Raw genomic sequence first — 25,980 nt, 5'->3', positions numbered from 1 at the left:
TTCGCCGAGGATCCCCAGGCGGTCAGCCGGATTCGAGGAGCTCGGCCAGCCGGAGGGTGTCTTCGAGGTAGCGCTCATAAGGGAACCCGGCGGCGACGAGCGCGGAACGGAACTCGTCGTAGAGGGGCTTCCCGTTGTCGTGAAAAGCTTTCCGGCCGGCGACGGTGAGCGTGACCAGGCGCCGTCGCGCATGGGCGGGGTCGACGACGACCTGCACCAAGCCGTCCGCCTCGAGGGACCGCAGAGCCCGGCTGATCGCCGGATCCGACACCGACAACGCCTGCGCCAGCCGGTGCTGGGTCGCCGGTTCGATGTCCTCCAGCGTGCCGAGCAGCCGTATCTGGCTGTAAGTCAGGCCGTCCCGGCCGTCCGTGCGCCGCCGGGCCGCTTCGCCGAGCAGCATGACCACGCGGTGCAGCAGGTCTGCGAGTCCGTCATCCACGCCGTCAGCCTAACAGAGTGTTGACTAGTTAATGTTAACCATGCAAGATTCAGGGCATGGACAACTTCGGTTACGTCGCCCAGTCAGCGTTTCCCCTGGTCTGGATCGTGGTCCCGGCCATCGGCGCCTTCCTGCGGGCTCGCCACGTCACCTCGGCCCAGGAGCGGCTGGAGATCTGGCAACGCTGGTGGGCCATCGGCGCGTTCGGCATCGGCAGCCTGTGGATGACCGTCGCGTTCCTCGCCTTCCCGGACGTGATGGCCACCGCGATCGGCTTTCCCCGGACGCCGTTCCTGTTCGAGATCGCCTTCGCCAACCTCGGGCTGGCCATCATGGGCTTCCGCGCCGCTTCAGCGTCGGCACGCGAGCGCATCACCATCGGCCTCGGTGGCGGCATGTTCCTGTGGGGCGCCCTCGCCGGCCACGTCTACCAGTGGTTCGCCGGCGGCGACCATGCCCCCGGCAACACCGGTGGCGTCCTCGTCAATGACCTGCTGATCCCGGCGGTCATGATCGTCCTCGCCGTGCGGTCCCGGCGCCTGGCCGCCGCCCCTGTGCGGGCCGTCTGACCCCGGGCGCCGACCATGTTCGCCTCTCGCCACATCCCAAGTCAGAGCTGGGAGGCGCCACCGTCCACCGGAAGTTCGGCGCCGGTCGTGTAGGTGGCGTCGAAAGCCAGGAACGCCACCGCCTTCGCCACCTCGGCCGAGTCGCCGAACCGCAGCATGGGGTTGTTCGCGGTCATCTGCGCCCGGGTCTGATCGGCGGCGTCCTTCGGCATCGACTTCTCCAGGATGCCGGAGTCGATCGGACCGGGGCTGACCGCGTTGACGCGGATCCGCCGCGGCAGCAGCTCGCGGGCCAGGCTCCGGGTCATCGAGCGCAGCGCCGCTTTGCTGGCCGCGTACGCGCCGACCATCGGCAGCCCCTTGACGTTCGCGACCGAGGTGGTGAGCACGACACCACCGCCCTCCCGCAGCAGCGGGACGAACTTCTGCACGGTGAAGTAGGCGCCCTTGGCGTTGATCGCGAACAGGTCGTCGTACACCCGCTCGGACATCGACTCGAAGGGCGCGGCCCGAGTCACCCCGGCGTTCACGAACAGGACGTCCACCAGACCGAACTCCGCCTGCGCCCGGTCGGCGAGAGCGTCCACATCGGACAGCGACGCCACATCGCCGCGGACGGCCACCGCGTTGTCCCCGAGCTGTTCGAGAGCGGCGTCGAGCGTGGCCTGGGTGCGGCCGGTGATCAGAACCCGCGCTCCGCCGCCGGCGAACAACTTCGCCGTCGCGAAACCGACACCGCTGCTGCCACCCGTGATCACGACGTTCTTGCCTTCGTACTCGGTCATGACGTCCAGTCAAGATCCCTTCCGGCTCGCCGTCCAAGACCTGTTCCGCACGTCGTCATACCGGAGACGCATGACGCGTAGACTCGACGTGCGTGGACCTCGATTTGCGGCTGGTGCGGTATTTCACGGTGGTCGCAGAACACCTCAACTTCGGCCGCGCCGCGGCCGCGCTGCATCTCGCCCAGCCGTCGCTCAGCCGCCAGATCCAGCGCCTGGAGCACGGGCTGGGCGTGCGGCTGTTCGACCGCACCCCGCAGGGCAGCCGGCTCACCGAAGCCGGCCGGGCGTTCCTCCCCCAAGCGCAGGCGCTGCTGCACTCCGCTCGCCAAGCCGAGCTGACCGCGCGCGCGGCCGCGCCCCGGCAGGCGATCACCGTCGGCTATGTCGCGGACCTGGTGATCACCCCGGCGGTGCGAGAACTCCGCCGCCGGCATCCCGACGCCCGAGTGGGCACCCGCCACCTCGACTGGCAGGACACGCACGCCCTGCCCGAGCACCGGGTGGACGCACTCGTGGTGCGGTTGCCACTGCCGTTCCGGACGGACCAGCTGCGCGTCACCGTCCTCCACGAGGAGCCGAGGGTGCTGGTGGTACCGAGATCGCACCGCCTCGCGGGCAAGGAATCCGTCACGCTCGACGAGCTCGCCGACGAGCGGTTCACCGCCTGCACCAGCTCCCCCACGCTCTGGAGCGGCCCCCTCGAACCGAGCCTCGACGACAGCTTCGAGGACAAGCTCGAACTCGTCGCCGACGGCCGCGGCCTCGCCATCCTGCCCGCCGGCGACCGACGCCCCACGGTGCGCGCGGACCTGGCCACGGTGCCCGTCGAAGGCATCGACCCGTGCCAGGTCGTACTCGCCACTCGCGCCGACGACCCCAACCCGCTGGCCATCGCCTTCCACGACGTCGCGGCAAGCTGTCTCGCCTGAGGTCCGTCGCCCCGTCCGGGTGGTCGAAAACGGCCCTCAGGTGGGGTCCCGACGCAGGGCGGACGCCATCCATTCCTGAACCGTCGCCGTCTTCTCCGGGTCCGGCTGGGGCGTCCCGTTGATCACCGCCACCAGCGTGCTGTACCTGGCCATCAGGTTCGTCCCGGTCATCTTGGCCCGCGTCTCCGCCGACCGGATCCGGTCGAAGCCGGCCATGCTGCGGCGGGCCTTGTCGAGGTCGTGGTCCCCGGTCATGGCGGCGACGAAATCAGCCGAGTCGGCCGCCATGCGCTCGGCGATGTCCCGGGCCTGCGGGGAGTCCGCCGGCACACCCGCCTGCTGCGCGGCCTGCGCCTCCAGGTAGAGAACCCGCTGCCGCTCGGCGCGAGCCAGCATCTCCGGCGTGGCCATCAGCTTGCCCTGCTCGGTGCCGAAAGCGCGGTGGAAGAAGGCCCGCAGCGCTGTGCGGAACTGGTCGTCCCGCACGATCTCGGCGAGTTCGATCCAGGCCTCGAGCTGCTCGGTGGACGGTTCTTCCGGCAGGTGCGGCCGTCGGCTGCGCAGCCGTTCCAGGTAGCCGGGATGGACGTCCAGGCCGTCGGTCACGAAGTCCCAGAACCCGCTGATGAGCTGGTCCCGGTCGTCGTCGGACATCGACACGAGCTTGTGCAGCAAGCTCACCTGTTCCGCCGTGGTGGGTTGCCGCACGATGGTCCGCAGCACCGCGCGCCGCGCGTGGAACTGCCGCAACTGGTCCTCGACCAGCCGGAGATGCCGGACGGCCAGATCCCGCAAGGTGCCCTCCGCGGCCAGCACCCGGCGAACGTCGTCCAGGCCGGCACCGAGGTCGCGGAGGGTGCGCACGAGTTCGAGCCGGGCGATGTCCTGCACGTCGTACTGCCGGAAGCCGCCTTCGGTGAGAGCGGTGGGCGCGACCACCCCCTCGTCGGCGTAGAACCTGATGGCGCTCACGCTCAAACCGGTGCGGCGGGCGACATCGCCGATGGGATAGAGCTCGTTCATACGCCCCACTATGCGATCTCGACCGGCTTGAGAGTCAAGGCTGCCGCGAACGCGGTTCGAACCGCCGTCACCGCGAGCCATGCCGTTGATCCACCCGCTACCGGCGCCGCGAGCGAGCCGCCGACCGCTGAGCCGTGCCGCCCCGCGAGGTCCGCGGCGGATCCGGACCGGTCGTGCATGATGGCGTCATGCCTGGTGAGCACCAGATCGACATCCCCGATACGTGGCGTTGTGCCGTGCATCCCCGCCGTGGCGGGATGGCCGCGCTCGAACCGCTCGACGTCAAGCACGAAAGCCTCGCGGAGCTCACCGCATGGCACGCCGCTCGTGGTGTGGACCTGGCCGGCAAGCGGGCGGCGATCCTTCACCACACGGGGACCGATCCCGCGCTTCGCGCGTTGGCGCTCTCAGCGGAGCCGGACGTCGAGGCCGATGGCGTCCGGCTCGCGCTCGCACCGAACCCGTGTCGCGGTGCCATCGCCTACAACACCTCGATGGCGCCGATCGACGATCTCGTCGCCGTCCGAGAGCTGGCCCACGGCGCTGTCGCGTTCGTGGCGAGCTGCGCTTACTACACCGCCGATCGGGTCAGCGCGAACGACGTCATACCGCTGCTGCGCCACACCGACGCGACGGACGCCGCGTACCCCGTGTGGACAGACGCCGCCCGGCAGCTGCGGTCGATGCTGGCCGTCGCGCGGCAGGACGTCTACGACGACACGGTCGCCCGGTTGGCCGCGTTTCGCGGCGGACTGCTGCGCCAGCGCATCGTCACGTCCTACCTCGTCCCCGCCCGGCCGGAGTGGGCGGCCGCGAATCTCGACGATCTCCCCAACGACCACTGGGGATCGCCGGAACTGCTCTTCTACAGCATGGCGACGGTCGAGCAGTTGTCCCGCTGGCACATGACCTCGCTGGGACAGTTCATCACGGCCTTCGACGCGGCCGGCGAGGACGTCGTGCCGCTGCTGTTCCGTCAGCTGGACCGGTCCCGCTGGGCGCCGGACGTCCGGCACGACGTCCTCGAGGTGCTCACGCGCATCCCGGCGGACGCGGCGTTCGCCGGGCTGCTGCACCGAATGGACCTCCCGGCGGTGCCGGGTGGGGTGCGTGCCGCGGCCGACCGGTTCCCCGCACGCGCGGCGCGGCTGCTCGGTACGCATCGGGACGGCGACTTCATCGACGTGCTGCTGCTACGCCAGGTGCGCAGGCACCCGGAAGTCCCCGAGGCCAGGCTGTTCACCCGTCGGCCGGAGGCGCCACCCGAGGCCGTCCCGCCGCTGCTCGCGTCGCCGCCGTGGCGTCGTGAACCGCCGGCCCGGGTCACGACCGTCCCGGACGCGGTCGAGCCTCGAATCGTCTGGCAGGACGGTGAACAGGAACGCTGGGCCTACGACTGGCAAGCGTTCCGGTCCGAGGAAATGCGCGTGCATCTCCCGCTCGCTGAGAAAGGCGTTGCACCGCCGGAGTTCTACATCAGAGCGCCGGACGGCATCGTCCGTCCGCTGCTCGCTCGATGGCAGGCCGAATCGGCCTCGTTCTACCTCGAGAAGCCGCAAGTGGTGGTCGCCAAGTACGAACTCGCCGCGCTGGCACCGTTCTTGCGGCTGGCCCGCAAGAAGCCGGTTGTCGGTGCCCCACTGCTGATGCCTTATCTCGCCGTCGAGGTCGCCGAATTGATGGCGGCCTGGCTGACCCGGTCACGCCAGTTCCGCCCGGTCGCGCGGGAATGGTTCACCCGCCACGGTGCCGGCGCCGCCGCACTGCTCATCCCGGTCGCTCTCGGCGCGGCGCGTGCGGAGGCGGCGACCGCCGCGCTGGCCCTCAGCCGTCTCGACGCGGACGACGTACGGGCCGCAGCGAAAGACCTCGGCTGCGTCGAGGCCGTGGAGACGTTGCTCAGCCGCGACCCGCTCGACTTCGTGCCCGCGAAGATCCCGGCCGTGCCGAAATGGGCGGACCCCGGTCTTCTACCGCAGGTTCTGCTGGCCGGTGGCGAGTACGCGTTGCCGGCCGAGCCGACCGCCGCGCTCCTGCGCATGATCGCGATGTCCCAGCTCGACGCGCCCTACGAGGGCCTGCGGGTGATCGCCGACCGCTGTGACCCGGCGAGCCTGTCGGCGTTCGTCTGGTCGCTGTACCGGCTCTGGGAGGCCGAGGACAGGCCGTCGAAGGACGTGTGGGCCATGAACGCCCTCGGGTACTTCGGCGACGACACCGTCGCGGACCGGCTGGCCCCGCGCGTCCGGGCGTGGCCGTCGGAAGGGGCGGCGCCACGGGCGAAGCGCGGCGCCGACGTTCTGGCCGTGATGAACACCGAGCGAGCTCTCGGCCACCTGTCGGCGCTGGCGCGCAATGCGAAGTCCGGGCCGCTGCGCAGCCACGCCGCCGCCGCGCTCGACCGCGTCGCCGCGGACCGCGGGCTGCTGCCCGAACAGCTCGACGACCTGCTGGCGCCGGATCTCGGGCTGGACGGTGATCAGGTCGAGTACCGGAACGTGTCGTATGCCGTCGACCTCGTCGACACCCGCGAACTCGTGCTGCGGGATCCGTCCGGAGCCAGGCTCAGCGCATTGCCCAAGGCGGCCAACGACGAGGAGAAGGCGGCGGTGTCGGCGTGGAACAGCTTGCGCCGCAAGGCAAAGCCGATGATCGCCGACCAGATCGCGCGCCTGGAGGAAGCGATGGTCGTGCAGCGCCGATGGTCCGGCGGCGACTTCCGGTCCCGGATCGTGGCGCATCCGCTGCTGGGCCGGTTCGCGCGCGGGTTGTTGTGGGCACTCGACGACCGGACCGCGGCCGTCGACGCCCTCGGCGACCCGGTCGACCCGGATGGTGGGCTGATCGGCGACGGCACGTGGGTCCGGCTCGCCCACCCGGCGGTCGACGACTTCACACCGTGGGCCACGTGGCTTGCTCAGCGCGGCGAGCAGCCGTTCATCCAGGCCGGACGCGAGGTGTTCACCGGCGAGGACCCATCTGTCTACTGGCAGCGAACGGTGGCGGCCGCGAAGCTGTTCGGTCTCGTCCGCCGAGGCTGGCAGTGGGCACCGAGCGGCCACAGAGCAGTGCGCCACCAGCTGTTCCGGCCGTTCGGCCCAGAGGGGCGTGTGGCGCTGACCATCGACCCGGGAACGTCGGCGGTCGCGGACCCGAAAGCGGAGCCCGAGCAGACGATCACCGAGATCACCTTCGAGTCAGCCGCGGGCGAGCTGGGCGTCTTCAGTGACCTGCCCGTCGTCACCCGCTCGGAACTGATCCGGTCCCTGCGTTGTCTCGACTAGTGGCCGACGATCATGGTCGACGCGGCGGGGACCGGCGTCCACGACGTCTAACTGACGTTCGGCGGCGGCTCGGCGGACTTCGTCGACATGAACTGGTTCACCTTCACGCGGTGACGGGCGGCCGGGGCCACGCACCGCGCGTGGCCCCGGTACCCGGCCCGGCTACGGGGACCAGGGCGCGCTGACCAGCCAGCTCACGTCGTCGTTGTACGAGGTGGCGTTGTCGAACGTGTTCGAACCGCCGTTGCTGGCGATGTAGACGACGTTCGCGTAGTGCCGGACGTAGCGGTCGGCGTAGTTCGCCGACCTCAGCGACGTGCCCTGGCTGTTGCGGCCCGCTTCGGGACAGAACGTCGCGTCCTGGGCGAACAGCGAGCTCCCGTCGTTCGCGTTGAGGTACAGCTGGAAGTTCTGGTGCCGCAGGTACTGGCCGGCGGTGTTCTTGGATTCGAAAGACACGCACGATCCGTTGCCCAGCCCGGCCCGCACGATCCAGGACGCATTGCCCTTTTCGGTCGCGGAGCTCGAGCTGCCGACGACCGCGGTGTCCACCGTGGTGCCCGTGTGGTGGATGTACCGGTCGGTGCAGCACGCCGTGGTCGCGCGCAGGGAGACGGTCGAGCCGGGCGTCAATCCGCTGCTCGCGCTGCCGACGCTGTAGCCCGCCGCGGTGATGTTGGCCTGCACCGCGTTCTCGGTGGCGTCCGACGGGTAGCCGGACGTCATCACGCCCTCGTAGAAGGTGCCGCGGGCGCCGACGCTGTTGTCGCCGCCGATGCCCAGGATGATCGCGCCTTCCTTCTTCATCGGGTTGTACCCCGACGCGTTGGGCCGGCTCCCGTTGTAGAACGTCGACACGCCGCCCGACTGCGCGTTGCCGCCTCGGATCGCCCAGTGGTTCGGCTCGCCCTTGACGATCGCCGTCAGGAACCGGTGGCTGATGGACGGGTCGTTGGCGTTGTAGCCGGGGTTGACCCCGGAGAACAGGCCGTTCTCGAGGTCGGCCATGATCCACGGGCCGTTCCCCGTGCCGTAGCCCCAGACCTTGATGTTGCCGAAGTAGATGGCCTCCATCGTGCCGTTGCCGTTGTCCCGGCTGTTGCGTTCGGCGTTGCCGTAGTCGAAGCAGCAGCCGCCGTTGTAGTGCGTGCCGTCGAAGACGGAGTACATGCCCTCCGGCTGGTCACCGGTCGCGACGCCGTTCGTGTTGTTGTTGCGGTAGCCGGTGCCGGGCGCGACGTAGACGCCGTAGGCCTTGTGGCCGCCGACGGTGATCGGCGCCGCGGTCGCGTTGGCGAGGTTGTCGTAGCCGCCGGCGGCCGGGCCGTTGAACCCGCCGGGAGGCGCCTGGGTGAGGCGGTTGTTCCGGCCGGTCTGGTCGTAGATGACGGTGATGAGACAGGTGGTCCCGGCGCAGAAGGAGTCCTGGGCGGCGGCGTTCGCGACGCCACCGGCGGCGAGCGGGCCGATGTCGCGGGTGCTGTTGTCCGACGCCCGCCTGACTTGGTAGAGCGCGCCGTTGTAGGCACCGTAGAGGGCGCGGGTGGTGCTGTGCGCGGCGACGCAAGGTGTGCCGCCGTTCGCGTAGAGGTCGCACGGCCCCTGGGTGGCGGCTTGCGACGTACCGGTGGTGGCGACCAGCCCTCCGGCGAGGGCGAGAACCGCGGCGGCGATCCGGGAAATCGTCCGCCGACGGCGATTCTTCGGCCGTGGAGTCATTTTATTCCTCCGTTGCGTGGGGTGCCGGCCGGCGGATGTCCGATCGGCAGCGGAAGCGGCGCGCTGGCGCGAGTGAGCACAAAGGACACAGCTTCGACACCCGTGCGCGCACGGCGAGCACGGGTGGATCCGGTGCGGGAACTGCTATCTCGGAACGCGGTGAGCGCCGACGTGCGCCCGTTCACGCGGGTTCCGCCGCTCAGCCCGATATCGGGAGGCGGTCCGGCAATGCGGCTTCATTGGCATCTTCTCCGACTTCGTCGTCGAAACCAGACCTAATGTTAGCGCTAACATTCTGTCGTACGTTTGAATTGTGGGCGCTCACCGGCTGGGCGTCAAGAGTCAGTCGGCGGAACCTGCACCGGTTCGCACCCGGCCGTGTGGCACGATCGGCGTCAGCGCGGAGGCGCCGGGACGGCCTCGACGCCCGACTGGTGCCTCGTGGACCTCGACGCGGACCCCGAGGGGACGATCGAGGCGGCGCTGACCCGGGCGGACTACGCCTGCGTGGTGATCGGGGCCGGGATCCGAACGCACGAACCGCTGCTCGAGTTCTTCGAAACGGTGCTCAACCTGGTGCACCAGGCGGCACCGGTTGCGGCCATCGCCTTCGACCGCACCCCCGAGGACTGCGCCGACGCGGCGCTGCGCTGGCTGCGCTGACCCCGTCCGGTCAGCCGGAAACGCGCTCCGCCGGCTCCAGCATGGTTTCCAGGTTCTTCCGCGCGATCCGCTTGCGGAATTCCCCTTCGTACGAAGCATCGCCGGAGTCGTGCATCGTCTCGGTCATCCACACCGCGGCCGCCTGGCGTCGTGGAGGGCGAGGCTCATCCCCTCCGCGCCCATCGGGGAAATGAGGTGCGCGGCGTCGCCGAGGAGGAAGAGCCGGCCGTGGCGCACAGGGCTGAACACGACCCCGCGCAGCGGCACGACCTGCTTGCTCGTGATCGGCCCCGGCGCGACGGGTTCGCCGAACCGGGTGCCGAGCTCATCCCAGACGCGCTCGTCCGGCCACTGGTCGGCCGTGTCGGTCAGCGGGCACTGCAGGTAGAGCCGGCTCGCCTCCGGACCCCGGGTGATCCGGGCCGCGAAGCCGTACGAGTGCACGGCCAGCACGGCCGGAGGATCCGCCGGCACCCCGCACGGGCGCCGGCACGGGATGCGACGTCCCCCGAGGACTACCAGGCCGCTTGCGACGCCGTCGAAACCCTGTGGAGCGCGACGTTCGACCGGGCAAAGCTGTTGCCCGAGGCCAAACTGCACGAAAGAGTCGACGGTGAGTGGTCCTTCGTCGAGACACAACGGCATCTGCTGTTCGCCTCCGATGCCTGGCTCGGCAACGCCGTGCTCGAAGAGGAAGCGCCCTACCACCCGCTGGGCTTCCCCGCCGGCGGGACGCCGCCCGAGGAGGCGGCGAAGCTCGGCCTGACCCTCGACGCCACCCCGACCCTCGACGAGGTGCTGGCACCACGAAAGGCCCGCATGGCCACGATGCGGTGTGTCATCGACGGCCTCACCGCGGCCGAACTGGACCGGGTGTGCGATCGCAAGCCGGCGGACATGTATCCCGACCAGGAGTACGTCGTGCGCCGCTGCCTCAAGGTGGTGCTCAAGGAAGAAGCCGAGCACCACCGTTACGCGGTGCGCGACCTCGCAGTGCTCGAGGCAGGTGTGTCCGAACCGCGGTAGCCGCCGAGTGCCGACGCGGGAGCGGACGCGCACGTCAGTGGCAGCTTGGCGTAGCGGGTGGCCAGGTCGGTGACGCCGGACCGCATGGCTGTCCCCCAGCCATGCGGTCCGGCATCCTCGGCCGGCGGTCACACCTGGATGCCCAGGACTGTCGTCGCCCGCTGGCGGACGTTCTCGAGGTCGGCCAGCGGGTCGCTCGTCTCCGACACGCTCACCGCGAACGTACGGACGAACTGGTTTATCCGGAACGCGGCCGCACGTGCCGAGTCGTAGTGGACCGAGATGATCTGCCACTCCATGAGGTACTCGATCATCCGCTCGGCGTCGTCGACCGAGGTGCCGAGCACCGCGGCCGCCATGTCCAAGGTGAACTCGTCGGCGTGAATGTGCGACAGCGCGCACAACGCGCGCTGCGTTTCCGGGGACAACTCTTCGTACAGGGCGTAGAACCGGCCGCTGAGGTCCCGCCGGCAGGAACCGATCAGATCCTTCCTCGTCTGCGGGTTGATCAGCGCCGTGAACATCCGGTGCAGCGTCCAATGTGGATTCCGCAGCAACCGGCCACTGACCCACTGCAGCGCGAGCGGGAGCCCGCCGCACAGGGTGGCCAGCCCGATCGCCGCGTCGTACTCGTCCCTGATCCGCTGCTCGCCGAGCGCCGCCGCCAGCAGGGCCACCGACAGGCCGACCGACAGCGGCTCGACCGAGACCGTCGGCGTGCCCGCCTGCGCCGGGAACCGGCGCCGGCACACCGCGAGCACCGCGCTCGCACTGACGCCCGGCAGCACCTCGCGAACCTGGGCTTCGCTGACCACCTTGTCGAGAACGATGAGCAGCCGGCGGCTGGCCAGGAAACTGCGCAGCGCGGCGGCGGCCGATTCGAGGTCCGCGCCCTCCGCCACCGGCGCGCCGACCGAGCGGGACAACCGCCGCACGACGTCGAGCGGCCGCATCGCCGACTGGCCGTCGGGACTCAGGTCGATGAAGAGCTGACCGTCCGGGAACAGGTGCCGCCACTTGTAGGCCGCGTGCACCGCGGCCGTCGTCTTGCCCACCCACGGCGACCCGACAATGAACGCGGTGTTGCCGTTGGCGGGGGCCAACGTCTCGGCCGCGGCCACGGATTGCAGGAAGTCGTCGAGCACCGGGTAGTCCGGCAGCGTGGTGTGCGGTCCCGGCAGCCGCGGCGGCAGCTCGCAGATCCGGCCCGGTTCCCCCGGCTCGAAACGGGCCTCGTCGTGGCCGCACCCGCTCGCGCCGGCCACGGCGTGCGGCAGCGACACCTGCAACGTGGACTTCCGGGCCACGTGGACGAGCCGAGCCGTGTCGTGCTCGTCCAGGCGCATCCCGCTGGCCAGCAGCTCCACCGTCTTGCGTTGCGGACGACGGGTCCGGCCCCGCTCGAGGTCGCTGATCGCCCGCACGCTGATACCCGACGCCTCCGCCAATTCTTCCTGCGTGACGCCGGACTTGATGCGCAATCTCCGCAATTCAACTCTGAATGATTCGTTTGATTCGAACACAAGGCCCCCAAAGAATTTCCCGCCGGCCCATCGCAAACAGCAGACCGAACCGCGAGTACCCTTGATCGGCGACCACGCGCCCCCAGTCCGCGCCTCCCGGCAACGCCCCAGCACGCGATCACCTATTGCGCCCACTCCGACACCCGACGGAGCGCGCGGTCCAATCAATTCAGTTCGCGCTGAATTTCACCTCGGTTACCAACCCCCAGTTGTCAACTTGTACCACAGTACCGGGATCTCCCTGCCCGGAGATCACGTCGTGGAATTCTCTGGTCACCGGACCTCGGCATCAAGGGTGCCCGGACGGTCCGGAGAGAGCGAGGATCAAGCGGTCGTCGGCGAACGGCCGCGCAGCTCGCGGCCGGCCGCGAGCCGGAACCCGGCGGCACAGGAAGGGGAATCCGCGGACCCATCCCGCTCACCGGGTTGCTCCGGGCGCGCACACAGCTGGGTGGCGTCGGATGACCGAGGCCGACTGTCGATCTCCATATGGCGCACCCTCGGAGGGTCTCGTTCGGAAGATATGAGTTTGTCTATCAATGCGTCTGACATGTTGTCAAGGTACTGATGTCGCGTAAGTCCGTTTTATCCAAGTTCACCCGAGAGGCCCGCGGAACCGCCGTGCCGGACCGGAAGGAGCGGCGGCGCGAACGTGCACTGAAACCGCCGGAACACTGCTGCCGTTCTCTCAGGTGTCCGGCACGTGGGGAGCCAATAGGGTCGTCGGTGACGTCGAGTTCGTGTTTCTTTCCCGTCAGGCCACTCGAGGTGACCATGCCCGAAACAGACGCTCCCGCATTGTTCAGCGAAGAGTTCACCGCAAATCCGTATCCCACGTACCAGGCACTCCGCGAAAACGAACCGGTGGTCTGCAAGCGGTACGCCGGCGAGCGTATGCAGGTGTGGTTCGTCTCCCGCTACGAAGACGTCCGCGCGGCGTTCCGCGACCCACGCTTCCGCAAGAGCCGCGAATCGGTGTCGGCGGGCGGGCTGGCCAAGGGGCGGGGAAACCCCGAGCTGGCCGCGTTCCACCGGACGTTGATCATGCTGGACCCGCCGGAGCACACCACGTTGCGCCGGCTGGTGGCCAAGGAGTTCACCCCACGCCGCATCCGGGCGATGGCGGACAAGGCAGCGGCCTACGCCGACCAGCTCGTCGCCGGGTTCCGGCCGGACGGGAAAGCGGAGCTCGTCGGCCAGCTCGCCGTTCCGCTGTGCTACCACATCATCGGCGGCATGCTCGGCTCCCGGCCCGAGGACGACTGGCCCGGGTTCGACTGGAACCGGCTGCGGGTGCTCGGCAACCGGCTGACCACCCCGGACAACAGCGCGACGACCGTCGACTACGACGAAATCAAGTTCGAGATCAAGGCGATGGTCGAGGTCCTGATCGCGCGGCGCCGCGAGCACCCGGGGCCCGACGTGTTCAGCGCGTTGATCGCGGCCACCGATCGCGGCGAACTGTCCGCCGACCAGCTCTTCGGCCTGGTGGTCACCCTCGTGCTCGGCGGCATGGACACGACGGCCGCCTTCCTCGGCAACGCCCTGCTCGCACTGCTGCTCGACCCCGGTCAGCTGGAGCTGCTGCGGTCCCGCCCCGAGCTGATGGACAAGGCGGTCGAGGAGCTGCTGCGGTTCGACGGCGCCATGCAGACCGCGTCGTTCCGGTTCACCAGCGAAGACGTCGAGCTCGGCGGCACGGTCATCCCCCGCGGCGCGGTCGTCGCGCTGACCCTGGCCGCGGCCAACCGCGACCCCGGGCAGTTCCCCGACCCCGATCGGCTGGACATCACGCGGGACGCCAAGCACCACGTCGCGCTCGGGCACGGCATCCACAACTGCCTCGGCGCGGAACTCGGCCGGATGCTGACGCGGATCACGCTCGAGACCGTGCTGCGCGGGCTCCCCGATCTGGTGCTCGCCGCGCCTCCCGACACCCTCGACTGGCGGCCCGGCATCCTGCTGCGCGCCGTCCGCGAACTGCCCGTCACCTTCACCGACGAGGAAAGCCGATGACCCAGCAGGACGCGGTGCCCGAGCTCTTCAGTCCCGAGTTCGTGGCCTGCCCACACGCCACCTACGAGCACATGCGGGAGGAGGACGGTGTTTCCCAGCGGTTCTACCCGGGCGGCCTGAACCGGCTCTGGTTCCTCACGCGCTACGACGACGTGCGCGCGGCGCTGATCGATCCCGACCTGGTCAAGGACCGCAGCTCGGTCACCGAGGGTTCGCTCGCGGCGCACCAGCTGATGGACCCGGAGCTGAAACCGTTCCACCGCAACCTGTCCATGCTCGACCCGCCCGAGCACACCCGGCTGCGCCGCGTGATCGCGAAGAACATGACGCCGCGGCAGGCGCGCTCGCTGCAGGAGCCGGCGGACCGGCTCGCCGACGAGCTGATCGACAAGTTCGCCGCCGACGGCGAGGCAGAACTGATCGAGGGGTACGCCTCGCCGCTGGCCGACGGGATCATCGGCGAGCTGGTCGGGGTGCACGTGCTGCCGCCGGCCGACTGGGCCCGGTTGCGCGAGCTCGGCCGCAACCTGACCAGCCCCAGCTACCAGCACCACTCGGAAGACTTCGACCGGATCAAGTACGAGATCCGCGACCTCGTGCTCGAGGTGATCCGGCTGCGCCGCGAACAGCTGGGCGACGACGTGATCAGCGATCTCGTCCGCGCCCACGACCGGGAGGAGATGACCGAGCCGGAACTGCTGGCCATGGTCGTCACGATGGTCCTGTCCGGCGTCGACTCGGTCACCGCCTTCCTGGGGACCGCGCTGCACTCGCTGCTCACCCACCCCGACCAGCTGGAGCTGCTGCGGGCCCGGCCGGAGCTGATGGACAACGCCGTCAACGAGCTGCTGCGCTACGACAGCGGGACCCAGACGGCGACGTTCCGGTTCGCCGCCAAGGACCTGGAGTACGGCGACGCCGTGATCCCGAAGGGCGCCGTCGTGTGCCCGGTGATCACCGCCGCGCACCGGGATCCCCGGCACTACGACGAGCCCGAACAGCTCGACGTGACCCGCCAGGGCGAGCTCAACATCGCTTTCGGCATCGGCACGCACAACTGCCTCGGCCAGAAGGTGGGCCAGCTGGTGAGCACCGCGGGACTGGCGGCCGTGGTCCGCCGGCTGCCCGGCCTGCGGCTGGCCGTCGAGCCCGCCGAGCTGCGCTGGCGGTCGGGGTTGCTGCTGCGCTCGGTCTACGAGCTGCCGGTCCGGTTCGACGCGAAGGGAGCCCTCGGATGACGGAGATCGCGGGCAGCAGCCCCGTTTCGGAGATGTTCACGGCGGACTTCCGCCGTGACCCGTACCCGACCTACGCCCGGTTGCGCGAGTCGGGCGCGGCGTGCCCGGTGACGGCACCCCACGGGTTCCCGGCCTACGTGGTCACCCGCTACGAAGACGCCCGCGCCGCACTCGCCGATCCCCGGCTCAGCAAGGACATGTACGGCGCCTGGGACGCCTACGTCGCCATCTTCGGCGACAGCTCGGTGCACCTCGACGACAACATGATCAACTCCGACGGGGCCAAGCACACCCGGCTGCGCCGGCTGGTCAGCCTGGCCTTCACCCCGCGCCGGGTCGACGCGCTCCGGCCGCGGGTGCAGGCGATCACCGACGAGCTGCTCGACGGCATCCCCCTGGGGGAACCGGTCGACCTGATGAACGCGTTCAGCTTCCCCCTGCCGATCACGGTGATCTGCGAGCTGCTGGGGGTGCCGGAAGCCGAGCGGGCGGACGTGCAGCGGTGGTCGGCGACGGTGGCGCACACCGGGTTCGACGAGGAGTCCACCACCGCCCAGCAGGCCGCCGAAGGCAAGCTGCACGAGTTCCTGGTGGACCTCATCGCCCGCAAGCGCGTCGAGCGGGGCGACGACCTGATCGGCTCGCTGGTGAGTGCCCGCGACGACGACCGCCTCGACGAACGCGAGCTCGTGTCGTCGGCCTGGCTGCTGCTGTTCGCCGGCCACGAAACCACCGGCAACCTGATCGGCAACTCGATCTTCCACCTGCTGCAGCGCCCGGACCGGCTGGCCGAGCTGCGGGCGCGGCCGGAGCTGCTCACGGACGCGGTCGAGGAGCTGCTGCGCTTCGACGGCCCCGCCGAGAACGCGACTTTCCGTTACGCCACCGAGGAAATCCGCATCGGCGACGAGGTGATCCCGCAGGGCGCGCTCGTCCAGATCGCGATCGCCGCGGCCAACCGGGACCCGGCCCGCTTCCCCGATCCGGACACGGTCGACTTCGGCCGCAACACCAGCGGTCACCTCGGCTTCGGCCACGGGGCGCACTACTGCCTGGGCGCGCCGCTGGCCCGGATGGAAGCGCAGATCGCGCTGTCGACGCTGTTCACGCGCTTCCCGGGGACCCGGCTCGCGGTGCCCGCCGCGCAGGTGCCGTGGCTCGGGGTCGAGATCCCCGCGTTCCGCGGGCTCGCCGAACTGCCGGTCCTGCTGGCGTAACGGAGGAACCGAATGCCCACGGCCACGCCCACCGGGCTGCTGCGCCACACCGACGCGTCGCTGCCCGAGCGCATCGCCGAGTCCGCCGCGACGATCGACGGGATGCTGACCCACCGGGAAGTGCTGGCGTGGCTGGAAAGCCGGCGGCCGCACCACGTCCAGGAGGTGCGGCGGATCCCCTTCGCCGAGCTGGGCAGCTGGGATTTCGACCCGGGCACCGGCAACCTCGCGCACGCCAGCGGCCGGTTCTTCTCGGTCGAGGGCCTGCGGGTGCGCAGCGACTTCGGGCCGGTGCGCGAGTGGTCCCAGCCGATCATCCACCAGCCCGAGATCGGCATCCTGGGCATCGCCGTGCGCGAGATCGACGGCGTGTTCCATTGCCTGATGCAGGCCAAGGCGGAGCCGGGCAACCCGAACGGGCTGCAGGTCGCGCCGACGGTCCAGGCGACCCGCAGCAACTACACCCGGGTGCACGGCGGCCGGGTGGTGCCCTACCTGGAACACTTCGCCCCGGCCGACCCGCGGCAGGTCATCGCCGACGTCCTGCAGTCCGAGCAGGGCGCCTGGTTCTACCGCAAGCGCAACCGGAACATGGTCGTGGAGGTCGGTCCCGAGGTCGAGGCCGGCGAGGACTTCCAGTGGCTCACCCTCGGGCAGCTGCACCGCCTGCTGCACCTGGACAACGTGGTCAACATGGACGCCAGGACCGTGCTGTCCTGCCTGCCGGCCGCGCCCGACACCGCGGGCAGCCTGCACACCACGGCGGAGGTGCTCAGCTGGATCACCCGGATGCACACCGAGCACGAGCTGGTCACCGAACCGGTGCCGCTGCGCGAGATCGAGCACTGGCACCGGACGGACACCGCCATCGCCCACGAGTCGGGCCGGTTCTTCAGCGTCGTGGCGGTGGACGTCCAGGCCGGCTGCCGGGAGGTCGGCTCGTGGCAGCAGCCGCTGCTCGAACCGCACGGGGCCGGCATCGTCGCGCTGCTGGTCAAGCGGTTCGAGGGGGTGGTGCACGCCCTGATCAACGCCCGGGTCGAGCCCGGTTACCTCGACGTCGTCGAGCTGGCGCCCACGGTGCAGTGCGTCCCGGAGAACTACGGCCACCTGCCGCCGTATGTGGACCTGGTGCGCGCCCGGCGGCCGGAGCGGACCTGGTTCGACGTCGAGTTTTCCGAGGAGGGCGGCCGGTTCTACGACGCTCGGAGCCGGTACGTGATCCTCGAGGTCGACGACGGGTTCTCGGTCCGGCCGGACGGCCAGTTCCAGTGGCTGACGCTGAGCCAGCTGACCGTGCTGCTGCAGCACCGCCACTACCTCAACGTCCAGGCCCGGACGCTGGTCGCGGCGCTGCGGGCGCTGATGTGAGCGGCCGGCCGCGATGCAGGTGATCGGCGGCGGTTTCCTGGCCACGCACGTGCGTGCGCACTTCGGCGACCGGCACCCGGGCGTGACGGCGATCGCGGCCGGCGTGTCGAGCACGATCGTGGACTCGGCGGCCGAATTCGACCGCGAAGCCGAGCTGCTGTACCGCGTCGCACTCGAGTGCCGGGACCGCGGCCGGCTGGCGTTGTTCTTTTCGACGGCGTCGCCGGTTCTGTACGGGACGCCCTCACCGGGCACCGAGACCGGGCCGGTGTTCCCCACCTCGGCGTACGGCCGCCACAAGCTGGCGCTGGAAACGGTGCTGGCGGCCAGCGGGGCCGGCTGGCTGACCTTGCGGCTGAGCAACCTCGTCGGCTCGGGCCAGCGTGAGCACCAGTTGCTGCCGGCGTTGATCGCCCAGGTCCGGTCCGGTTCGGTACTCGTGCGCCGCGGTGTCTCCCGGGACCTGGTGGACGTCCGCCACGTCCTCGCCGCGCTGGACGGCCTGCTGCGCGCCGGAGTGCGCGACACCGTGGTGAACGTGGCGTCCGGGGTGCCGGTCCCGGTCGAGAGCATCATCGCCGGCATCGAGACCCGGCTCGGCACGACGGCCGTCAAGCGGGTGGTACACCGGCCGGCGAGCACCCCGGTGGTCAGTTTGGACCGCTTGCGGCGGCTGGTGCCCGAAGTGGGCACGTTCGGTTTCGGGCCGGGGTATCTGTCCACATTGCTCGATCGGTACGTTCCAGCCGGCGAACCCGCACTCCCCCGGTGAACGGCGCTGCCGGGCGGTGCGGGATTCCTCCACCGCCCGGCGGCTCGGTTCACGCCGTCGGCGTCGTCGCGGGTTCGGCCAGCTGCGCGGCCACCTCGGCCGGGCTGGGCCGGAGCGCGTTTTCCGCCGCCAGCCGCCGCGAAACCTCCCTGAGCGTCTCCGCGGCGGTGACTCCGGCGGCGGCCGCGGCGATCTCCGCCGGGTCCTCCGTGGCCCGGGGCAGGGTGAGGGCCGCGCCGACCTCGGTGATCCGCCCCGCGTTGCGGAACTGGTCGCCGAAGTGCGGGACGATCAGCTGGGGCACGCCGCACGTCGCGGCCGTCAACGAGCTGCCCATCCCGCCGTGGTGCACGACCGCCGTGCACGTCGGCAGGAGGACCGCCAGCGGTACCCAGTCCGCTCGCACGCCGTCGGGCAGCTCGCCCAGCACCGACCGGTCCTTCGGGTCGATGGCGATGACCACTTCGTGGCCGTGCCCGAGGAATTCGTCCAGCAGCCGCCGCCAGAGCGGGGCGACCTCCGGGTCGCGCCGGGGCAGCATGGTGCCCATGGTCAGGCACACCCGCGGCCGGGCCGGCGCGCCGCCGGTCAACCAGGCGGGAACGTCGGCCGGCCGGTGGTACGGGACGTACCGCATCGGGGTCACCGGCACCTCCGCCGGGAACTGCAGGCCGGCCGGGCAGATGTCGAGCGTCCGCACGGGCTCGGCCAGCGGTGGCAGCCCGGCGGCCGCCATCGACGCGGTCGCGGCGGCCAGGATGCCTTCCGGCGGGAACAGCCCCCAGTGGTGCCGCACCCAGGGCACGCCGGCCTCGGTCGCGGCGGCCGGGCCGGCCAGCTCCATGGGCTCGGAAACGACCAGATCCGGACGCCACTCCGCCACCAGCCGCCGGACCGCCGGCAGCGCCCGCACGGCCGCCTCCCCGCACCGCCGTCCGCTGCCTTCGGCCGCCCGTCGCGGGTCGAACCGGCCGAAGGTGACACCTGTCGGCGGTTTCAGCAGCGTGGACAGGTCACTCGGGGGCAGCACGGCGGTGGCCGGCAGGCCTGCTGCCCGCACCGCCGGGGCGAACTCGTCGTCACCGGCGACGAGCACGGTGTGGCCCGCGTCCCGCAACGCCTGCGCGAGCGGCACCATCGGGAACAGGTGGCCGACGCCGGACAGGGTGGTGAACAGTACTCGCAACGGTGGACTCCTCTGTTCGGCGCAGCCGGTTTTCGAACACCACTTTCCCCAGGATGCGGACCGCCGGACTTTCCCGGCCAGTGAATCGGGGCATCTGCCGGGAAACTGCCGGTGGCGGAATTTCTTCTTTCCACCGGAACCGCATGGCCCGATTCGCCGTGCATTGCTTAGCCTTGGCCGGAAAGCACGGTTCGGCATTCGAACGACCAGAAAGAATCGCCATGCGACGCACCTTGCAGCAGCCGGAAGCCCGGTGACCCGCGTCGCCGTCATCGCGGGCGCGAACGACGACGTCGGCCCGGCGGCCGCGGTCCGGCTCGCCCGCGGCGGATTCGACGTCGCGCTGATCGACACCGACCTCACCGGATTCGAAGAGACGGCCCGGCAGATCGCGCAGGCCGGCCGGCAGTGCGTCGCCCTCGAAGCCGATTGCGCCGACAGCACTTCGTTCGAGAGCGCGGTACGCGCAGCCGGGTCCGAACTCGGCAGCCCGGCCGTCCTCGTCACCGGCGTCCCGCTCGGCGTACCGGCCGAGCTGTCGCCGTCGCTCGAGCACCACATCGGCACGGTCCGGCGCCGGCTGCGTTCGCTGTTCGTCTGCTGCCGGGCCACCACGGCGCACATGGCCCGCCGGAAGTGGGGCCGGATCATCAACGTCGGCCTGGCCACGGGCACCGGGGACGGCGAGTGGCGCGACGCGCAGACCGTGCTGTCCGGCCTGATCGGGTTCACCCGGACCCTCGCGGTCGAGCTGGCGGCGTTCGGCATCACCGCGAACTACATCGCGCCGCAGGCATGCGCCACGAACCCCCGACCGCGCCTGAGCCCGGCCGGCGACAGCGCCGAACCCTACTCGGCGGGCGTCGCGCACGTGGCGGAGTTCCTGGTCGACGACCGGGCGAGGGCGATCACCGGCCAGGGCACCTACGTTGCGGGCTGGTCGCGCCCGCCCCGGGGCCTCGACCGGCAGCAGCTCCAGACCTCCAACGGGAAGTGGGACAGCCATGTCAGCCACTGAGCCGGCGGCCCCCGGGCACTACGTCGCGCGCATCCTGGGAGAACTGGCCGGGGACGGCTACCGGCCGGTCCTCCGCTGGCGCGACGAGACGTTCACCGCCGCCGAACTGCGCTTCGCGGTCCTGCGGGTCGCGTCGGCGCTGCACGAAGCCGGCGCCGGTCCCGGGGACACGGTCGCGATCCTGACCGCGGTGAACAGCCCGTGGATGCTGGTGGCGCGGTACGCCACGCACCTGCTCGGCGCCGTCGTCGTGCACATCAGCGGCGCCAACCACGGGACGGTGACGCACGAGCTCCCGGTCGCGACCCGGGCCCGGATGATCCGGGAGACCGGCGCGTCGTTCGTGGTGTTCGACGACGCGAACGCCGAGCGGGTCGGGAAGATCGCCGCGCTGCTGCCGGAACAGCCGCACCTGTGCGGGGTGGGCCGGCCGATCCGCGACACGGTGACGGTGGACGGCCGGCCGCTCGGCCGCTACCGGATGGAGTTCGAGCCCCAGGCTCCCGACTGCTCCACGGTGATCTACACCAGCGGCAGCACGGGCCGCCCCAAAGGCGTGTACAAGCCCTTCGCCGCGTGGAACGACCTCGTGCTCGCCGGCGCGGACGAACCGAAGCACTTCCTCGTGGTGAGCGCGGCCAGCCACACCGGCGGCGTCCTGGCCGACGTGGCGATCGCCTCCGGCGGCAGCGTGCTGCTGCGCGAACGGTTCGAGCCGGAACCGTTCCTGCGGGACATCGAAAAGTACCGGATCACGGACACGTTCATCGGCGTGCCGCTCCTCTACGAGCTGGCGGGCCACCCCGCCGTGCGCTCGGCGGACCTGTCGTCCCTGCGGGGACTGCTCTACGGCGGCTGCCCGGCGTCCCCGGAACGCGTCGAGCAGGCGCTCGCCGTCTTCCCGGGCGTGCTGCACTACGCCTACGGGACGACGGAGGCCGGCCCGATCGCCATGCTGCCCGCCGACGGCCACGGCGACCCCACGCTGCGGACGACCGTCGGCCGGCCGCGGCCCGACATCGCCGTCGTCATCCGCGATCCGGAGACCGGCCGGGAGGTACCGGTGGGCGACGTCGGTGAGGTGACCGTCCGCAGCCCTTACGGCATGCGAGGCTACGCCGCCGATCCGGAGCTGACGGAGGCGGTGCTGCGCGACGGCTGGGTGCGCACCGGGGACTACGGCAGTTTCGACGACGCCGGCTACCTGCGGTTGTTCGGCCGGATGAACGACGTGGTCAAGGTGCACGACACCAAGATCGCGCCGACGGAGGTCGAGAAGGTGCTCGTGGGCCACCCCGGGGTCGTCGACGCGTGCGTGTACGGCCACCGCCGCGCGGACCTCGGGGAGGAGCTGCACGCCGGGGTCGTGCTGGCCGCGGACGGCCCACCGGGCTTCGCTGCCTTGCGAGACCACGTGTCCCGGCGCATGACGCCGACGCACGCGCCGGTCAAGTTCGTGCGCTGGCGCCGGTTCCCGGTCAGCACCGCGGGAAAGGTCGACCGCGTCGCGGTGCGCCGGGCCGATGCCCTCGTCGCAGTGGAGGACGAGGGCCTGGTCGACGCCCAGCCGGGAACATCTCCGATGGGGAAAGGGAACTTCGTGGGAACCAACCCGTTCGAAGACCAGGACGGCACCTACCTCGTCCTGGCCAACGCTGCGAACGAGCACTCGCTGTGGCCGGCCTTCGCCGAAGTGCCGGCCGGCTGGCGGATCGCGTCCGGGCCGGCCGACCGGCAGTCCGCCCTCGGCTACGTCGAGCGGAACTGGACCGGCCTGCGGGCCCGGACGCCGATCCACACCAGGGAGGGATAGCCCGCTCAGGCCGTGCGGACCGGCACGGCCCGCAGCCCGCGGATCTCGCCGATGGCCCGCCACCGCAGGTCTTCCGGGGCGCAGTCCAGCTCCAGCACCGGGAAGCGGTCGAGGAGCAGCTTGAGGAAGACCGCGAGCTCCACGCGCGCGAGGTGGCTGCCGAGGCAGCGGTGGATGCCGCGGCTGTAGGCGAGCTGTCCGTGGTCGGTGCGCGTGATGTCGAACCGGTCGGGGTCGGCGAACCGGGCGGGGTCGCGGTTCGCCGCGGTCAGCGAGGCGATCACGGCGTCACCGCGCTCGATCGCGACCTCGCCGTACGCCAGGTCCTCCGCGGCGAAGGCCAGTACCGAGGTGAACGGTGCCTCGATGCGCCCGAACTCTTCGACCGCCGAGGGGATGTGCCCGCGGTCCTCGCGGAGCAGGGCCAGTTGATCGGGGTGCGTCAGCAGGGCGGCCACCCCGCTGCCGATCATGTTGCCCGTGGTCACGTAGCCGGCCACGACGATGTTGACCAGCAGCGAAACCAGTTCGTACCCGGCCACCTCGTCCGACGCCGGCACGGCTTCGGCGAGGGTGCTGGTCAGGTCCGGACCGGGTTGCCGGCGCTTCTCGGCGATGAGCGCGACCAGGTAGTCGCGCAGCGAGTGCAGCGCGACGCGGTGCGCCATGAAGCTGTCCTCGTCGGTGTCCTCCGCGAGCAAGCCGGCGGTGATCCGCATCAGTTCCAGGTCGTCGCCCCGCGGTGCACCGAGCAGGTCCCCGATCACCGCCAGGGGAAGGCGGTAGGCGATCCGCGGGATGACGTCCCACTCCGGCGTCCCGGCGAGTTCGTCGACCAGGGGCGCGACCACGGTCTCGATCCGGCCGACGAGCCCGTCGACCCGGTGGCTGGTGAAGGCCGGCTGGACGAGCGCGCGCAGCCGCGTGTGCTCCGGCGGGTCGACGGTGTCGAGGACGCTGGGCGGGACGAAGTCGCGGCCGGCCACCGCGGCTCCGCCGCCGGGGATCCCCTGCCGGATCGGGTCCACCTCCCCCGGCACGTTGCGGACCAGCCGCGGGTCGGCGAGCGACTCCCGGACGAGTTCGTACTCCGTCAGCAGCCAGGCGTCGAACCCGAACGCGGTCCGGACACGCGCGACCGGGGTTTCGCGCCGGAGCCGGGCCAGGGCGGGATAGGGGTTTTGCAGGAATTCCGGATCGGAAAGATCGGCCGTGATCGCGATCGAATCAACCATGCCGACATCATGAGCACGATTCATTCTCACGAGCAACGGGAATGGTGATTAGTGCGGGTTTTCTGCCGGTATGGAATTGTCGGTTCGTTTTACCGGTCGGGTTCGGGCAACCGGCCGGCGACGTGGTCGCGCAGCCGGTCGAGCACGTCGACCAGCGTGGTGCGTTCGGCGTCGCTGAGGATGCCGAACGTCAGCTCCGCGTGGGCGTCGTGCAGCGCCTTGATCTCGCTCAGGTGCTCGTGGCCCTTGGCGGTGATCTCGAGCCGGATCGACCGACGGTCACCGGGATCGTCACACCGCTTGAGCAGCCCTTCGTCCTCCAGGCCGTCCACGAGGGACGTGATCGACCGGCCGGTGACGCCGAGCCGGTCCTTGAGGTCACCCATCCGCGGGGTGCCGGCCTCGTCGACGGCCAGCATCAGCAGAACCCGGGATGTGGACCAGCCCCGCTGCTGATACGGCTGCCCGGCGAACCGGCGCAACGCGTGCGTGGTGCGCATCAGCGCATCGGCCAGCTGCGCCCCGGTCGGCGGCCCCTCCGGCCGGGAAGATCCCGGCGTCTTTTCGCTCGACACGCGCCCAGGCTACACGCAATCCGGATAGACGAAAGTAAAGCTATCCGGGTTGTGACTGGTGCACCGGAATGCACTCGCGCCGCCGGTCGGAGAGCCGCGTGCTGCCCGGTGCCCTGGGGTCGCACCGGGCAGCACGGCGGTCAGCGGGGCCCGGGCGGCCCACCAGGACCGCCGGGACCGCCGGGTCCCCCTGGTCCACCAGGACCGCCGGGACCGCCGGGACCGCCGGGACCGCCGAACGGCCCACCGGGCCCGCGGGTGCCGTCGTCCGGGGCGCGCTTGACCTTCCGCACCTCGGACGAGGCGAGGACCATGGCGGTGGTGACGACGATGGCCCCGCTCGCGAACCACAGCGTCCGGCCGAGACCGAACCGGTCCGCGGCCGGGCCCGCGCCGGCCGCGCCCAGCGGGGTGAGGCCGAACGAGCAGAGCGCCTCGTACGCGGCGATGCGCGAGAACTTCTCGTGCGGGATCTCCTGCCGCAGCGTGGTCATCCAGTTGACGGTGAAGATCTCCACACCGACACCACCGAGCAGCGAGGCCGCGCAGATCACCAGCAGCGGCGCGCCGGCCGCGAACGCCGCCAGCGGCAAGGCGAGCATCACGGCGCCGGAGACGCCGGAAACCAGCAGCCGCTGCGGCCGCAGCTTCACCATCAGCAACCCGCCGAGGATCATGCCGACCGCGTCGGCGGAAAGGATGAAACCCCAGTCACTCGCCCCGTTGAGCTGACGGTCGGAGGCCACCGCGCCGAGCACCGTGAACGCCCCGACGCCGAGGGCGTTGACGACGCCGAACTGCACGGTCACGCTCCACAGCCACTTCCGGCTGGAGAACTCGGTCCAGCCTTCGCGCAGCTCGGTGATCATGCCTTCCCGCTTGCGCAGCGTCCCTTCGGCCACCATCGCGAAGGCCAGCAACGACGTCAAGGCGAACGTGGCCGAGTCGATCGCGAGCACCCAGCCCGGGCCGAAAGCGGACACCAGCACGCCGCCGAGCGCGGCGCCGGCGACCTGGGCGCCGTTGAGGCCGGTCCGGAAGATGGCGAACGCCTTGCTGGCGTTCTCCCGGCCGACGCTGCGCATCAGCAGGCCTTCGGTGGCCGGCATGCGGAAGGCCATCGCGAGCCCGTTGGCGGCGGAGAACGCGATCAGCTCCCAGAGCTTGATCGAATCCAGGAACACCACCAGGGCGAACAGCCCCTGGGCGACCGTGCTGACCAGGTTCGTGGCGACGATGACCAGGTGGCGCGGCAGCCGGTCGGCCACCACCCCGCCGATCACGAAGAACAGCACCGCGGGCACCGTGCCCGCCGCGGACACCAGGCCGACCGCGGTGCCCGAGCCGCCCGTGTCGAGGATCGCGAACGCCATCGCGACCGGCGCGGCGGACGTGCCCAGTGCCGAGATGATCGCGCCGGCCATCTGCAACTTGTAGTTGCGGCTGAACCACGTCTTCTTCTTTCCCGGAGAGACGGTCCCCGGCGGGCCCGTGCTCGTCCCCGTTGCTTCCATGCCCGCTCTCCTGAAATTAGTTTCAATCCGGACTGAGTTATTTGTGCTTGTCAGGATTACCG

General features: G+C 70.7%; 23 protein-coding genes. 12 read left to right on the top strand and 11 right to left on the bottom strand.

From position 1 onward, the window contains the following. Positions 1–22: 22 nt before the first annotated feature. Positions 23–442, bottom strand: a complete 420-nt coding sequence (locus AA23TX_RS28145) for a MarR family winged helix-turn-helix transcriptional regulator (protein WP_155545820.1) — start codon at positions 440–442, stop codon at positions 23–25. Between the two features lie 56 nt (positions 443–498). On the opposite strand from AA23TX_RS28145, the gene AA23TX_RS28140 reads away from it, so the two are divergent. After that, entirely contained in the window at positions 499–1,011 is a 513-nt protein-coding gene (locus AA23TX_RS28140) for a DUF6790 family protein (protein WP_155545819.1), read from the top strand. Positions 1,012–1,052: 41 nt separating this feature from the next. Here AA23TX_RS28140 and AA23TX_RS28135 read toward each other — a convergent pair whose 3' ends face one another. Further along, positions 1,053–1,796, bottom strand: coding sequence for a glucose 1-dehydrogenase (locus tag AA23TX_RS28135; protein WP_155545818.1), 744 nt, complete (start codon positions 1,794–1,796; stop codon positions 1,053–1,055). A gap of 92 nt (positions 1,797–1,888) precedes the next feature. On the opposite strand from AA23TX_RS28135, the gene AA23TX_RS28130 reads away from it, so the two are divergent. After that, complete coding sequence (locus AA23TX_RS28130) at positions 1,889–2,725, top strand: LysR family transcriptional regulator (RefSeq protein WP_155545817.1); 837 nt, start codon at positions 1,889–1,891, stop codon at positions 2,723–2,725. 36 nt (positions 2,726–2,761) lie between these two features. Here the strand turns inward: AA23TX_RS28130 and AA23TX_RS28125 are convergent, their stop codons facing one another. Both AA23TX_RS28125 and AA23TX_RS28120 read right to left on the bottom strand, forming a co-directional pair. After that, positions 2,762–3,748: a MerR family transcriptional regulator gene (locus tag AA23TX_RS28125; RefSeq protein WP_155545816.1), complete on the bottom strand. Its 987-nt coding sequence runs from the start codon at positions 3,746–3,748 to the stop codon at positions 2,762–2,764. Between the two features lie 8 nt (positions 3,749–3,756). Continuing rightward, positions 3,757–4,038: a hypothetical protein gene (locus tag AA23TX_RS28120; RefSeq protein ID WP_155545815.1), complete on the bottom strand. Its 282-nt coding sequence runs from the start codon at positions 4,036–4,038 to the stop codon at positions 3,757–3,759. Here AA23TX_RS28120 and AA23TX_RS28115 point away from each other — a divergent pair. Further along, positions 4,006–7,032: a DUF4132 domain-containing protein gene (locus AA23TX_RS28115; RefSeq protein ID WP_155545814.1), complete on the top strand. Its 3,027-nt coding sequence runs from the start codon at positions 4,006–4,008 to the stop codon at positions 7,030–7,032. The two genes, AA23TX_RS28120 and AA23TX_RS28115, sit on opposite strands and share 33 nt — an antisense overlap. Before the next feature lie 162 nt (positions 7,033–7,194). On the opposite strand, the gene AA23TX_RS28110 is transcribed toward AA23TX_RS28115, so the two are convergent. Beyond that, the gene (locus tag AA23TX_RS28110; RefSeq protein ID WP_155545813.1) at positions 7,195–8,751 is read right to left on the bottom strand and encodes an alpha-L-arabinofuranosidase B; all 1,557 of its coding nucleotides are present in this window, start codon (positions 8,749–8,751) and stop codon (positions 7,195–7,197) included. A gap of 441 nt (positions 8,752–9,192) precedes the next feature. Here AA23TX_RS28110 and AA23TX_RS28105 point away from each other — a divergent pair, with 441 nt between their 5' ends. After that, positions 9,193–9,414 carry a hypothetical protein gene (locus AA23TX_RS28105; RefSeq protein ID WP_230862736.1) on the top strand — a complete coding sequence of 74 codons (222 nt, stop codon included), beginning with the start codon at positions 9,193–9,195 and terminating at the stop codon, positions 9,412–9,414. Between the two features lie 123 nt (positions 9,415–9,537). On the opposite strand, the gene AA23TX_RS28100 is transcribed toward AA23TX_RS28105, so the two are convergent. After that, positions 9,538–9,867, bottom strand: a complete 330-nt coding sequence (locus AA23TX_RS28100) for an FAD-dependent monooxygenase (protein WP_230862735.1) — start codon at positions 9,865–9,867, stop codon at positions 9,538–9,540. Between AA23TX_RS28100 and AA23TX_RS28095 the strand changes: the two genes are divergently transcribed. Continuing rightward, positions 9,853–10,440 (top strand): DinB family protein, encoded by a 588-nt coding sequence (locus AA23TX_RS28095; RefSeq protein ID WP_230862734.1) that lies wholly within the window; start codon positions 9,853–9,855, stop codon positions 10,438–10,440. The two genes, AA23TX_RS28100 and AA23TX_RS28095, sit on opposite strands and share 15 nt — an antisense overlap. A 128-nt stretch (positions 10,441–10,568) precedes the next feature. On the opposite strand, the gene AA23TX_RS28090 is transcribed toward AA23TX_RS28095, so the two are convergent. Further along, the gene (locus tag AA23TX_RS28090) at positions 10,569–11,963 is read right to left on the bottom strand and encodes a helix-turn-helix domain-containing protein (RefSeq protein ID WP_277875419.1); all 1,395 of its coding nucleotides are present in this window, start codon (positions 11,961–11,963) and stop codon (positions 10,569–10,571) included. A 774-nt stretch (positions 11,964–12,737) separates the two neighbouring features. On the opposite strand from AA23TX_RS28090, the gene AA23TX_RS28085 reads away from it, so the two are divergent. Genes AA23TX_RS28085 through AA23TX_RS28065 form a run of 5 tightly spaced genes read left to right on the top strand, consistent with a single transcriptional unit; the run spans position 12,738 to position 18,577 of the window. Beyond that, on the top strand, positions 12,738–13,979 hold the full coding sequence (locus AA23TX_RS28085) for a cytochrome P450 (RefSeq protein WP_196425561.1): 1,242 nt from the start codon (positions 12,738–12,740) through the stop codon (positions 13,977–13,979). Next, the gene (locus AA23TX_RS28080) at positions 13,976–15,217 is read left to right on the top strand and encodes a cytochrome P450 (RefSeq protein ID WP_155545810.1); all 1,242 of its coding nucleotides are present in this window, start codon (positions 13,976–13,978) and stop codon (positions 15,215–15,217) included. The genes AA23TX_RS28085 and AA23TX_RS28080 overlap by 4 nt, the downstream gene beginning before the upstream one ends. Then, complete coding sequence (locus tag AA23TX_RS28075; protein ID WP_155545809.1) at positions 15,214–16,434, top strand: cytochrome P450 family protein; 1,221 nt, start codon at positions 15,214–15,216, stop codon at positions 16,432–16,434. Before AA23TX_RS28080 ends, AA23TX_RS28075 begins: the two co-directional genes overlap by 4 nt. 12 nt (positions 16,435–16,446) lie before the next feature. Then, the gene (locus tag AA23TX_RS28070; RefSeq protein WP_155545808.1) at positions 16,447–17,805 is read left to right on the top strand and encodes an NDP-hexose 2,3-dehydratase family protein; all 1,359 of its coding nucleotides are present in this window, start codon (positions 16,447–16,449) and stop codon (positions 17,803–17,805) included. 13 nt (positions 17,806–17,818) lie between these two features. After that, positions 17,819–18,577 (top strand): NAD-dependent epimerase/dehydratase family protein, encoded by a 759-nt coding sequence (locus tag AA23TX_RS28065; RefSeq protein WP_155545807.1) that lies wholly within the window; start codon positions 17,819–17,821, stop codon positions 18,575–18,577. Between the two features lie 49 nt (positions 18,578–18,626). Here AA23TX_RS28065 and AA23TX_RS28060 read toward each other — a convergent pair whose 3' ends face one another. Next, positions 18,627–19,763: a nucleotide disphospho-sugar-binding domain-containing protein gene (locus AA23TX_RS28060; RefSeq protein WP_196425560.1), complete on the bottom strand. Its 1,137-nt coding sequence runs from the start codon at positions 19,761–19,763 to the stop codon at positions 18,627–18,629. 253 nt (positions 19,764–20,016) lie between these two features. On the opposite strand from AA23TX_RS28060, the gene AA23TX_RS49685 reads away from it, so the two are divergent. Both AA23TX_RS49685 and AA23TX_RS28050 read left to right on the top strand, forming a co-directional pair. Continuing rightward, positions 20,017–20,781: an SDR family NAD(P)-dependent oxidoreductase gene (locus AA23TX_RS49685; RefSeq protein WP_196425559.1), complete on the top strand. Its 765-nt coding sequence runs from the start codon at positions 20,017–20,019 to the stop codon at positions 20,779–20,781. Next, positions 20,768–22,594, top strand: coding sequence for an AMP-binding protein (locus AA23TX_RS28050; RefSeq protein ID WP_230862733.1), 1,827 nt, complete (start codon positions 20,768–20,770; stop codon positions 22,592–22,594). The genes AA23TX_RS49685 and AA23TX_RS28050 overlap by 14 nt, the downstream gene beginning before the upstream one ends. Before the next feature lie 5 nt (positions 22,595–22,599). Here the strand turns inward: AA23TX_RS28050 and AA23TX_RS28040 are convergent, their stop codons facing one another. From AA23TX_RS28040 to AA23TX_RS28030, 3 genes are all read right to left on the bottom strand, one after another. Further along, the gene (locus AA23TX_RS28040) at positions 22,600–23,829 is read right to left on the bottom strand and encodes a cytochrome P450 (protein ID WP_196425558.1); all 1,230 of its coding nucleotides are present in this window, start codon (positions 23,827–23,829) and stop codon (positions 22,600–22,602) included. Between the two features lie 89 nt (positions 23,830–23,918). Further along, the gene (locus AA23TX_RS28035; protein WP_230862732.1) at positions 23,919–24,404 is read right to left on the bottom strand and encodes a MarR family winged helix-turn-helix transcriptional regulator; all 486 of its coding nucleotides are present in this window, start codon (positions 24,402–24,404) and stop codon (positions 23,919–23,921) included. Between the two features lie 140 nt (positions 24,405–24,544). Then, positions 24,545–25,918 (bottom strand): MFS transporter, encoded by a 1,374-nt coding sequence (locus AA23TX_RS28030; protein ID WP_155545803.1) that lies wholly within the window; start codon positions 25,916–25,918, stop codon positions 24,545–24,547. Positions 25,919–25,980: the final 62 nt, after the last annotated feature.

This window comes from Amycolatopsis camponoti, from assembly GCF_902497555.1.
Classification (GTDB): domain Bacteria; phylum Actinomycetota; class Actinomycetes; order Mycobacteriales; family Pseudonocardiaceae; genus Amycolatopsis; species Amycolatopsis camponoti.
The sequence above is the reverse complement of the archived record's forward strand: the minus strand, read 5'-3'. Positions and strand labels throughout refer to the sequence as shown.

Coding starts and splice junctions, on each gene's coding strand:
- AA23TX_RS28040 (WP_196425558.1), bottom strand. CDS start 23,829: ATGGTTGATTCGATCGCGATCACGGCCGATCTTTCCGATCCGGAATTC.
- AA23TX_RS28065 (WP_155545807.1), top strand. CDS start 17,819: ATGCAGGTGATCGGCGGCGGTTTCCTGGCCACGCACGTGCGTGCGCAC.
- AA23TX_RS28050 (WP_230862733.1), top strand. CDS start 20,768: ATGTCAGCCACTGAGCCGGCGGCCCCCGGGCACTACGTCGCGCGCATC.
- AA23TX_RS28070 (WP_155545808.1), top strand. CDS start 16,447: ATGCCCACGGCCACGCCCACCGGGCTGCTGCGCCACACCGACGCGTCG.
- AA23TX_RS28085 (WP_196425561.1), top strand. CDS start 12,738: ATGCCCGAAACAGACGCTCCCGCATTGTTCAGCGAAGAGTTCACCGCA.
- AA23TX_RS28075 (WP_155545809.1), top strand. CDS start 15,214: ATGACGGAGATCGCGGGCAGCAGCCCCGTTTCGGAGATGTTCACGGCG.
- AA23TX_RS28110 (WP_155545813.1), bottom strand. CDS start 8,751: ATGACTCCACGGCCGAAGAATCGCCGTCGGCGGACGATTTCCCGGATC.
- AA23TX_RS28140 (WP_155545819.1), top strand. CDS start 499: ATGGACAACTTCGGTTACGTCGCCCAGTCAGCGTTTCCCCTGGTCTGG.
- AA23TX_RS28030 (WP_155545803.1), bottom strand. CDS start 25,918: ATGGAAGCAACGGGGACGAGCACGGGCCCGCCGGGGACCGTCTCTCCG.
- AA23TX_RS28080 (WP_155545810.1), top strand. CDS start 13,976: ATGACCCAGCAGGACGCGGTGCCCGAGCTCTTCAGTCCCGAGTTCGTG.
- AA23TX_RS28125 (WP_155545816.1), bottom strand. CDS start 3,748: ATGAACGAGCTCTATCCCATCGGCGATGTCGCCCGCCGCACCGGTTTG.
- AA23TX_RS28115 (WP_155545814.1), top strand. CDS start 4,006: ATGGCCGCGCTCGAACCGCTCGACGTCAAGCACGAAAGCCTCGCGGAG.
- AA23TX_RS28135 (WP_155545818.1), bottom strand. CDS start 1,796: ATGACCGAGTACGAAGGCAAGAACGTCGTGATCACGGGTGGCAGCAGC.